Raw genomic sequence first — 9,832 nt, 5'->3', positions numbered from 1 at the left:
GGCCATGTGTTTATGGCCTCCAAATGGGTGTTTCCGGGGGGGCGTATCGACCCCTCCGATTTTCGCGCCCATGCCATCGGTAGCCTGAACCACGACACCGCCCGCAGGCTGGAAATGGAAATGCCCCACCGGCGCGCCCGCGCGCTGGCCCTGACCGCTATCCGCGAGACCTTCGAGGAAACCGGCCTGATCCTCGGCAAGCCCGCGGCGGCGATCTCTGTGGCCGGCCCTTGGCGTGAATATCGTCAGGCCGGAGCCATCCCCGACCTGTCGGCCCTGACCTATGTGGCCCGCGCCATCACACCGCCCGGTCGCACCCGCCGTTTCGATGCGCGGTTCTTTACGGCCCCTGTCGAGGCCCTGCTTGATCCCGACAATATCGAAGGTTCGGGCGAACTGGACGAAATCGCCTGGCTGCCCATCGAGGAGGCCATGAAGCTGGACCTGCCCTCCATCACCCGATTTGTACTGGGAGAGGCTCTGGAGCGCCGCCAGAGCCCTAACAGGCCCCTGCCCTTTGTCCGGATGCTGTACGGCCAGCACCGCATCGAGCACAGAGACTAAAAAAGGCTCCCGAACAGTATCGGGAGCCTTTTTCATTTCAGATCAGGCGCGGACCTATTCGGTGACCGGCTTGGTCAGGTCGAACTCGACGCGCATGTGGCGGTTCGGGCGCTTCAGTTCGTAAACATAGGTCTTTTCGGGATGAACCTCGACGGCCCAGACATTGGTGGTCGAAACCGCGGCGTCATTGGCATTGAACAGGTCGATGGATTCCTGATCGACAGGGAATTCCTGACGCTCGGCCGTGCCTTCATTGGCCGTGTTGCCACCATACCAGTGCAGGGTGTGGGTGGTGCCATCCGGATCGCGGTGATCGTGCTTCAGGCGCAGACCTACGTCCTGACGGGTAATGACCCAGGTGCGCGACTTGTCTTCGCCGACCCAGAACGGGATACGGATTTCGCCGTCGCTGCAATCGCGCACATGCATCAGCAGGCGGTTATTGGCGAAATCGGCGTCCTGCGGATCGGTGGTGACCACCTTGCCCTCGAATCGCTGACCACACAGGGCCGTCAGATTCTTAAAGAAGGCATCTTGCGGGTTCACTGATTCCGTAACCGCGCTCTGCGAACCGCAGGCAGCAAGGCCGAAAATTGAAGCAGTTAGGGCGAAGGCGGGTGCAATTCGGGTCATTTTCATGGCAAAAGCCTACCCGTTCGCAAGTCGAACTCAAGGCGACATCACGCCCGTTGACTTTGCTGCGTGTATGGGTATGTTCCGCGCCTCGTATTTATAGCGGCTTTCGCCGTCGCAGAGGTTAATTCCGATGGCCAAACCGGCTTCGATCAAGATCCGTCTGAACTCCACCGCCGACACCGGCTTCTTCTATGTCACCAAGAAGAACGCCCGTACCATGACCGAAAAAATGGTCGTGAAAAAGTACGATCCGGTCGTTCGCAAGCACGTCGAGTTCAAAGAAGGCAAGATCAAGTAAGTCCCTGCTCCGCGCGATGCGGAGCAGCAGCTTGCACGATTTTGAAAACGCCCGACTGTTCACAGTCGGGCGTTTTTCTATGCCTGATTGTCAGAAATAAAAGCCGCGCAGCCTAGGCCGCGCGGACAACCACCTGATCGCGGCCCAGAGCCTTGGCCTCGTAGACGCCCTGATCGGCGCGTTTCAGTAGAGTTTCGGGCGTATCGCCCTTAACGGACGCCGCCACACCGACAGAGACCGTGACCGTCAGTTCCTCGCCCATGCCTTTCACACGGAAGGGCTCGCTGCTGACATTGCTACGGATACGTTCGGCAATCGTGTGGGCATCGGCCAGCGAGGTATCAGGCATAACCACCACGAACTCCTCGCCGCCCAGACGACACGGCAGGTCCAGCGCACGGACATTGGTGGCCAGACGCACTGCAAACTCGCGCAGCACCTCGTCGCCCGCATCATGACCAAAACTGTCATTGATGATCTTGAAGTGGTCCAGATCCAGAATCAGCACCGCAACCTGATCGCCGCCCAGATTGGCCCGCGACACCAGCGACTGTAGCTGGCTGGACATATAGCGGCGGTTATGAAGTCCCGTCAGAACATCGGTGACAGCCGCTTCCAGATTGCGCTCCAGCCGTTCGCGCAGGAACTCGGTATAGCGCTTGCGCCTGACCTGGGTGAAGGCGCGCGCCGACAGCTCGTGCCCATCGACAGGGATGCTGACAATGTCATTGGTCCCCAGCTCCAGCGCCTTGAGCAGGCGCGGGCGGTCGCCGGTGTCCACAAGGGTCAGGATCGGCAGGTTTCGCGTAGATTCGCGTGCCCGCAGATGGGCCAGCAGGCGCAGACCGTCAAACCCCTTGGTCGCCGCATTGATAATCAGCAGATCAACACCGTTGATCGACGATGACAGGTCACTGTCCATCGTGCCCAAATGCACGGGACGATGGTTCTTGCTCAGCTCGGCAACAATATTGGCGGCCTGTTCGTCATTATCGTCCACGATCACGATACGGCCGCCGGTGCCGCGCAGACGCTCGATCCCGGCATCGCCGATACCGATGCGACGCACGCTCTCCTCGCGTTCGCGCAGTTCGTCGATCATGATCTTGAGACGGGTCAGACTGCGGACCCGCGCCATCAGGATCACATCGTCCAGAGGCTTGGATAAAAAGTCGTCAGCCCCCGCCTCCAGACCGCGAATACGGTCCTCGCGTCCATCCAGCGCCGTCACCAGCACCACAGGAATATGGCGCGTGACCGGATCGTCTTTCAGGCGGCGGCAGGTTTCAAACCCGTCCATGACGGGCATCATCACGTCCAGCAAGATCAGGTCCGGCTGTTCCGCTCGGGCAATCTCGATTGCTGTGGCCCCGTCCCGACAAGTGGCCACGTCATAATACTCGATCGTCAGCTTGGCTTCGAGGAGGCGGACATTGGTTTCAACATCGTCCACCACCAGAATACGCGCACTCATGCACTATCCTTCCAGATGCAGCCTGACAGTATCCAGAAAGGTCGTGACCGAGATGGGTTTGGAAATATAGGCTTCACAGCCACCCTGCCTGATGCGCTCTTCATCCCCCTTCATAGCAAAGGCGGTGACGGCAATAACAGGGATATTGCTCAGTTCTTCGTCTTCTTTGATCCATTTCGTCACTTCCAGACCCGAAATTTCGGGCAACTGGATATCCATCAGGATCAAATCGGGACGATGGGCACGCGCAAGCTGAAGCGCCTGCATCCCCTCGCGGGTTTGCAGGGTCTCGTAACCCTGGGATTCGAGCAGATCATGAAACAGCTTCATGTTCAGCTCGTTATCCTCAACGATGAGGATTTTTTTGGACATTCAACACCTGCCCGCTCAACCTGAACCCGTGAAAAAACGACAAATCGGCTATAAGGGGCTCCCTCAAAACCAAACTTGCCCTGCTCAGTCTTAAACTGACGTGAAGGCGCGACCTGCCGGAGCATGAATCTGTCTATCCAGACGCTTTGCCGTGACTGCCTGTGGAGCGGAGCCGATGCTATAAAGCGTTGCCCGTCGTGCGGATCGCCACGCGTGGTCAGCCATGCAGAGCTGGATCAGCTGACCATGGCCCATCTGGATTGCGACGCCTTTTATGCCTCGGTCGAAAAGCGCGACCGGCCCGAATTGCGCGACAAACCCGTCATTATCGGCGGCGGCCATCGCGGGGTGGTCTCGACCGCCTGCTATATTGCCCGTCTCTATGGCGTTGGCAGCGCCATGCCGATGTTCAAGGCGCTAAAGGCCTGCCCCGAGGCTGTGGTCATCGCGCCTAATTTTTCCAAATATAAACACGAGAGCGCGCGTATTTTCGGCGCCGTCGGTGCCTTGACCCCGCTGGTACAGACCCTGTCACTGGACGAGGCATGGATCGATCTGTCGGGCACAGAGCGCCTGAACGGCGGATCGGCAGCTTTCCAGTTGATGCGCCTGCAAAAATGGATCGAGGAAGAGGTCGGCCTGACGGTTTCCATCGGTCTGGCCCCCAACCGCTTTCTGGCCAAGATCGCTTCGGAACTGGACAAGCCGCGTGGTTTTTCGGTGATCGGCAAGGCCGAGGCCAAGGCGCTTTTGGCCCCCAAGTCCGTCAATATCCTGCCCGGTGTCGGTCCGGTGTTCGGTAAAACCCTGCGCTCGGACGGCTTTGCCACGGTCGGCGATCTGGCCAATGCCGATGTAAAGGACCTGATCCGCAGATATGGCGAAAGCGGACTGCGCCTTTATGAACTCAGCCATGCCCGCGACAGCCGCCCCGTAAATCCCGAGCATGACCGGCGCGGCATGAGCGCCGAGACCACATTCAACGAAGACCTGATATCGCGCGAAGCTCTCGAGGCCGAGCTTTGGCCCTTGTGCGAAAAACTGGCCTCCAAGGCGAGGCATGATGGTGTCTCCAGCCGTGTCGTGGTGCTGAAACTGCGCCGCACCGATTTTAAAATCCTGACCCGTCGCATCACCCTGCCCGATCCGGTGCAGACGGCGCGGGCTCTGTTCAATGCCGGTCGCGACCTACTGGAGCCCGAACTGGGTGTTCCCTATCGCCTGATCGGGATCGGCATGGCTGATGTCGTGGATGCGCACGATGCCCCTTCAGGCCTGTTCCAGACCACCGAGAATCGCAATCTAAAAACCGAGACCGCCATTGATGCTTTACGGGCCAAGTTCGGCTCAAAAGCTGTCATCGCCGGACGCGCATTGAAAAAGCCCGATCACACCCCGTAACCGTGTGTGGAGACAGGGCAGACAGACCCCCTGCAATCGCGCTACATCCCCTCACCCCTCATTCTTGGAGACAGCCATGAGCATCGAAGCCCGCCTTACCGAACTTGGCATCACCCTGCCCGAAGCCGCCAAGCCGGTGGCCTCCTATGTCTCTTATGTCCAATCGGGCAACACCCTGACCATTTCGGGTCAGCTGTCGAACGATGCCAATGGCGGCATCAAGGGCACTGTCGGCGTCGACGTCACGCCGGAAGAAGCTCAAGCCGCTGCCCGCCTGTGCGGCCTGAACCTGATCGCCCAGATCAAGGCTGCTCTGGATGGTGATCTGGACCGCGTTGTCCGCATCGTCAAACTGGGTGGTTTTGTGCAGGCTGGCCCTGACTTCATCGCCATTCCGGCCGTCATCAACGGCACGTCGGACCTGATGGTTGAAGTCTTCGGCGATGCCGGCAAGCACGCCCGCTCGGCTGTTGGCGTTTACAAGCTGCCCCTCGGCTTTGCCGTGGAAGTTGACGCTATCGTCGAGGTGAAGTGAACCTGAAACTTCAGGTCCACAACGGGGTCGCCGATGTCGGGCGCGAAGCATGGAATGCTCTCGCGCTACCGACCGGCGACCCTTTTATCTCTTATGACTTTCTGCATGCCTGCGAGGCCTCCGGCAGTGCCGTCCCCGAACAGGGATGGGCCGCCCGCCACCTGACCCTGCACAGCGAAGACGGTGCCCTGACCGGGGCCATGCCGCTGTATTTAAAGGGTCATAGCCAGGGCGAATACGTCTTCGACCATAGCTGGGCCGATGCCTATCAGCGTGCCGGTGGCCGCTATTACCCCAAGCTTTTAAGCGCCATCCCCTTTACACCCGCCACCGGACCGCGCCTGCTGGTCGCCACAGGTGCCGATGCCGACGCCGTGCGGCAGGGACTGGTTCAGGGGGCCGTTATGCTGTGCGAACAGATGGGCCTGTCGTCGGTCCATGTGAACTTCCCGCACGAGGACGAGTGGCGCCTCATGGCCGATCACGGCCTGATGCCCCGTCAGGACATTCAGTATATCTGGCGCAATGAAGGTTGGAGCAGTTTCGACGATTTCCTGAACGCCCTGTCGGCTAGTCGCCGCAAATCCATCCGGCGCGAACGACGCGAGGCGCAGGACGGACTGGATATCCGCACCCTGACAGGCGATGCCCTGAGCGAAGCGCACTGGGATGCGTTTTATGCCTTCTATATGGATACAGGGGCCCGCAAATGGGGTCGCCCCTATCTGACGCGCGACTTCTTTTCACGCATCCACGCCACCATGGCCGACAAGGTGGCGCTGGTGATGGCTTTTGACGGCGATACGCCTGTCGCTGCGGCACTGAACTTTATCGGGCGCGATGCCCTTTATGGCCGCCAGTGGGGTACGTTCATTGACAAGCCCTTCCTGCATTTCGAGCTGTGCTATTATCAGGCCATTGATTTTGCACTGAAACACGGCCTGTCCCGCGTCGAGGCCGGCGCACAGGGCGAGCATAAAATCGCCCGTGGCTATCTGCCCTCGCCCGTCTATTCGGCCCACTATATTTCCGATCCGGCGCTGGCTGAACCTGTCGCCCGCTATCTGGATCAGGAGCGCCCCGCCATCGAGGCCGAGCGCCAGTCGATGCTGACAGAATTATCACCTTTCAAGGTTCGATAGAGTGTCGCAGGACGGGAACCCGAAACGTCACCAGACGCTTTATTATCTATTCCCTCCTCCCCGGATTTCCTTCCCAGACACAAGGACCATGCACATGTCGGATCAACGTATCGAAGGCGCTTTTGACCAGGTCGAAGGCAAGGTGAAAAAAGGTCTTGGCGAGCTGACAGGCGACACCAAACTCAAGGTCGAAGGCGTCGCCAAGGAAGCCGGTGGTCGCGCTAAAGCCGCCTATGGCCGCGTCATCGACGGGCTGGACGGTATTGCCGACAAGGCCCATCCGGATATCCGCGAGCCCGCCAAAAAGGGTCTGGATTTTGCCCGTAACAAACCCTTGCTGACTACCGGCATTCTCGCCGGTGCCGCCATCCTGCTCGGCGCTCTGGGCCGCAAGCGCTAACCAGCAGCAGCTATTTAACCGTTTTCGGCCGCCTGTATGAACAGGCGGCCGATTTCGTCATCGACTGCCCCTGCATCGGCCAGTTCGACCACCGCCACCAGACGCTCTGACCAGCTTTCCTTACGTACAGCCGGTGACAGGCGCGGCGACACAGACGGATCAAGTTTCAGGCCCAATACCGCCCCGCCCGCTTTCAACGGTCGCATCGCGGCAAACTGAACCTTACGAGAAAATGCTGTGTAGGTTTTTCGCTGGCCCGAGGTCACATCCGGCAGCTTGGCCGCCACCGCCTCTATGGCCTCCAGAACCGCCAGCGATCCGGCATCGTGCCACAAGGCCTCGCGCAGCGCCTGCGGTTCGTCCCACCCCAGCGCATTTTCGGGAAAGGCCGCATCGAGGATCATCGATCCATAGTTCTGGCCGACACCATGCGTGTCCTTCAGCCATTTCAAACGCGCACGGGTCGCTGTTTCAGGGCACATCGCCATAACAGCCACCCACTCCTCCAGCGACTTTCCCGTCTTGGCCACAAGGCTCTCACGCACAGACGCGAACCATTTGCGCTGCCGCTCTGTCAGTCCGTTGCTCATGGCACTCTCTCCTCACACGCCCCACTTTTGCGCCCCGTCCGTACAAAAGCAAAGGCCCGCTCCGAAACCGGAGCGGGCCTTGCCATTTCACGAAGACAGGACGGATCAGGCCGTCTCTTCTTCCTCTTCCTTGGCGGCAGAGCCACGGTTTTCGGTGATGTTGAAGACGATCTTGCCGTCTTTCAGTTCCACCTTCACATGGCCACCGCGCGTCAGGCGACCGAACAGGATGTCGTCGGCCAGCGGCTTCTTGATGTGTTCCTGAATGACGCGGCCCAGCGGGCGTGCGCCATACAGTTCGTCGAAGCCGTTCTTGGCCAGCCAGTCGGCAGCATCGTCGGTCAGTTCGATGGTGATGTTGCGGTCGGCCAACTGGGCTTCCAGTTGGATGACGAACTTGTTCACCACTTCGCGGATCGTCTCCGGTGCCAGCGACTTGAAGCTGACCACCGCATCCAGACGGTTGCGGAACTCCGGCGTGAACAGACGCTGGATGGCCTTTTCGTCCTCGCCGCTGACCTTGCTGCGGCCAAAGCCGATGGCGTTGCGGGCATTGTCCGCCGCGCCGGCATTGGTCGTCATGATCAGGATGACATTGCGGAAGTCGATCTTCTTGCCGACGGCATCGGTCAGGGTCCCGTGGTCCATCACCTGCAACAGGATGTTGTAGATGTCGGGGTGGGCCTTCTCGATTTCGTCCAGCAGTACGACCGAGTGCGGGTGCTGGTCGACAGCATCGGTCAGCAGACCGCCCTGATCGTGACCGACATAGCCCGGAGGCGCGCCGATCAGACGGCTGACCGTGTGGCGCTCCATATATTCGGACATGTCGAAACGCTGCATCTCGACACCGAGAGTTGCGGCCAACTGCTTGGCCACCTCGGTCTTACCGACACCGGTCGGCCCTGCGAACAAGAAGCTGCCAATCGGCTTGTGCGGATCACGAAGACCGGCTCGCGCCAGTTTCATCGCCGCAGAAACCTGATCGATAGCCTCGTCCTGACCGTAAACGACACGTTTCAGATCGGCGACCAGCTCGCGCAGGGCCTCGGTATCGGACTTGGACACCGATTTGGGCGGGATGCGGGCCATCTTGGCGACCACCGCCTCGATTTCCTTTTGTCCCAACACCTTCTTGCGCTTGTTTTCCGGCAGCAGCATCTGGGATGCCCCCGCCTCGTCGATCACATCAATCGCCTTGTCCGGCAGTTTGCGGTCGGTGATGTAGCGCGCCGACAGTTCGACCGCAGAACGGATCGCACCGTCGGTGAAGCGCAGCTTGTGATGCTCCTCATAGGTCGATTTCAGACCTTTGAGGATGCGGATGGTGTCGTCCAGCGTCGGCTCGTTGACGTCGATCTTCTGGAAGCGACGCACCAGAGCGCGGTCCTTCTCGAAGTGCTGGCGATATTCCTTATAGGTGGTCGAGCCCATGCAACGCAGATTGCCCGAGGCCAGAGCCGGCTTGAGCAGGTTGGACGCATCCATCGCCCCGCCACTGGTTGCACCCGCACCGATCACCGTATGGATTTCGTCGATGAACAGGACGGCATTTTCGTGCCCTTCCAGTTCCTTGACCACCTGTTTCAGGCGCTCTTCGAAGTCACCGCGATAACGGGTACCTGCCAGAAGCGAGCCCATATCCAGCGAGAAGATGGTCGCGCCCTTCAGCACGTCCGGCACCTCGCCCGCCTCGATCTTGCGGGCCAGACCTTCAGCGATGGCCGTCTTGCCGACGCCGGGATCGCCCACCAGAAGCGGGTTGTTCTTGGTACGGCGGCACAGGATCTGGATCGAGCGGTCCACCTCGGCCTGACGGCCGATCAGCGGGTCGATCCGGCCTTCACGGGCCTTCTCGTTCAGGTTGACGCAATAGGCTTCCAAAGCCTCGCCGCCCTGTTTGACGACGTGACCGTCCTCGGCTTCTTCGAGGCTGGCCCCTCGCGGCTGGCGATTTTCGGTCGTGCCGGGCCTCTTGGCGATGCCGTGGGCAATGAAGTTCACCGCGTCATAGCGCGTCATGTCCTGCTGTTGCAGGAAATAGGCGGCATGGCTTTCGCGCTCGGAGAAGATGGCCACCAGCACATTGGCCCCCGTCACTTCCTCGCGGCCCGAGGACTGGACGTGGATCACCGCACGCTGGATCACGCGCTGGAAACCGGCTGTGGGCTTGGCGTCGTCGCCATCGGCGGTCGCCAGTGCTGCAAGGTCATTGTCGACATAGTCGGACAGGGCACCACGCAATGTCGTCAGATCGACATTACAGGCCTCCATCACGGCAGCCGCATCGCGGTCGTCGATCAGGGCCCACAGAAGATGCTCCAGCGTCGCATACTCGTGCCTACGCTGGTTCGCATAGGTCACTGCGCGGTGCAGCGTCTCTTCGAGAGGACGGGAAAATGACGGCATGAAGGGCTCCT

Annotated in this window: 11 protein-coding genes; 6 read left to right on the top strand and 5 right to left on the bottom strand. The window is 60.1% G+C overall.

Annotation, left to right across the window (positions count from 1 at the left end):
* The coding region (locus tag RSB01_RS07375; protein WP_332625243.1) for an NUDIX domain-containing protein at nt 1–564 on the top strand (564 nt) is incomplete at its 5' end.
* A 54-nt stretch (nt 565–618) separates the two neighbouring features.
* On the opposite strand, the gene RSB01_RS07370 is transcribed toward RSB01_RS07375, so the two are convergent.
* Nucleotides 619–1,110 (bottom strand): hypothetical protein, encoded by a 492-nt coding sequence (locus RSB01_RS07370; RefSeq protein ID WP_332592043.1) that lies wholly within the window; start codon nt 1,108–1,110, stop codon nt 619–621.
* Nucleotides 1,111–1,330: 220 nt separating this feature from the next.
* Here RSB01_RS07370 and rpmG point away from each other — a divergent pair, with 220 nt between their 5' ends.
* Nucleotides 1,331–1,498 carry a 50S ribosomal protein L33 gene (gene rpmG / locus RSB01_RS07365; RefSeq protein ID WP_003164451.1) on the top strand — a complete coding sequence of 56 codons (168 nt, stop codon included), beginning with the start codon at nt 1,331–1,333 and terminating at the stop codon, nt 1,496–1,498.
* A gap of 112 nt (nt 1,499–1,610) precedes the next feature.
* Here rpmG and RSB01_RS07360 read toward each other — a convergent pair whose 3' ends face one another.
* Nucleotides 1,611–2,972, bottom strand: a complete 1,362-nt coding sequence (locus RSB01_RS07360) for a PleD family two-component system response regulator (RefSeq protein WP_332619546.1) — start codon at nt 2,970–2,972, stop codon at nt 1,611–1,613.
* Nucleotides 2,973–2,975: 3 nt separating this feature from the next.
* Nucleotides 2,976–3,344: a response regulator gene (locus tag RSB01_RS07355; RefSeq protein WP_167178020.1), complete on the bottom strand. Its 369-nt coding sequence runs from the start codon at nt 3,342–3,344 to the stop codon at nt 2,976–2,978.
* Nucleotides 3,345–3,473: 129 nt separating this feature from the next.
* On the opposite strand from RSB01_RS07355, the gene RSB01_RS07350 reads away from it, so the two are divergent.
* The 4 genes from RSB01_RS07350 (at nt 3,474) to RSB01_RS07335 (ending at nt 6,822) form a co-directional block, all read left to right on the top strand.
* On the top strand, nt 3,474–4,745 hold the full coding sequence (locus RSB01_RS07350) for a DNA polymerase IV (RefSeq protein WP_332591680.1): 1,272 nt from the start codon (nt 3,474–3,476) through the stop codon (nt 4,743–4,745).
* Between the two features lie 76 nt (nt 4,746–4,821).
* Nucleotides 4,822–5,280, top strand: a complete 459-nt coding sequence (locus tag RSB01_RS07345; RefSeq protein WP_332591677.1) for a RidA family protein — start codon at nt 4,822–4,824, stop codon at nt 5,278–5,280.
* Entirely contained in the window at nt 5,277–6,422 is a 1,146-nt protein-coding gene (locus tag RSB01_RS07340; protein ID WP_332591676.1) for a GNAT family N-acetyltransferase, read from the top strand. The genes RSB01_RS07345 and RSB01_RS07340 overlap by 4 nt, the downstream gene beginning before the upstream one ends.
* Nucleotides 6,423–6,516: 94 nt before the next feature.
* Nucleotides 6,517–6,822 (top strand): CsbD family protein, encoded by a 306-nt coding sequence (locus RSB01_RS07335; protein WP_167178023.1) that lies wholly within the window; start codon nt 6,517–6,519, stop codon nt 6,820–6,822.
* Nucleotides 6,823–6,836: 14 nt separating this feature from the next.
* Here RSB01_RS07335 and RSB01_RS07330 read toward each other — a convergent pair whose 3' ends face one another.
* Complete coding sequence (locus RSB01_RS07330) at nt 6,837–7,412, bottom strand: DUF4287 domain-containing protein (protein ID WP_332619545.1); 576 nt, start codon at nt 7,410–7,412, stop codon at nt 6,837–6,839.
* Nucleotides 7,413–7,517: 105 nt separating this feature from the next.
* Entirely contained in the window at nt 7,518–9,821 is a 2,304-nt protein-coding gene (clpA, locus tag RSB01_RS07325; protein WP_332619544.1) for an ATP-dependent Clp protease ATP-binding subunit ClpA, read from the bottom strand.
* Between the last annotated feature and the right edge of the window lie 11 nt (nt 9,822–9,832).

The sequence above is a fragment of the Brevundimonas sp. genome (genome assembly GCF_036659295.1).
GTDB lineage: Bacteria > Pseudomonadota > Alphaproteobacteria > Caulobacterales > Caulobacteraceae > Brevundimonas.
Note: the sequence above shows the minus strand (reverse complement) of the source record. Positions and strands in the feature narration are given on the sequence as shown.

Coding starts and splice junctions, on each gene's coding strand:
- rpmG (WP_003164451.1), top strand. CDS start 1,331: ATGGCCAAACCGGCTTCGATCAAGATCCGTCTGAACTCCACCGCCGAC.
- RSB01_RS07360 (WP_332619546.1), bottom strand. CDS start 2,972: ATGAGTGCGCGTATTCTGGTGGTGGACGATGTTGAAACCAATGTCCGC.
- RSB01_RS07355 (WP_167178020.1), bottom strand. CDS start 3,344: ATGTCCAAAAAAATCCTCATCGTTGAGGATAACGAGCTGAACATGAAG.
- RSB01_RS07345 (WP_332591677.1), top strand. CDS start 4,822: ATGAGCATCGAAGCCCGCCTTACCGAACTTGGCATCACCCTGCCCGAA.
- RSB01_RS07335 (WP_167178023.1), top strand. CDS start 6,517: ATGTCGGATCAACGTATCGAAGGCGCTTTTGACCAGGTCGAAGGCAAG.
- RSB01_RS07330 (WP_332619545.1), bottom strand. CDS start 7,412: ATGAGCAACGGACTGACAGAGCGGCAGCGCAAATGGTTCGCGTCTGTG.
- clpA (WP_332619544.1), bottom strand. CDS start 9,821: ATGCCGTCATTTTCCCGTCCTCTCGAAGAGACGCTGCACCGCGCAGTG.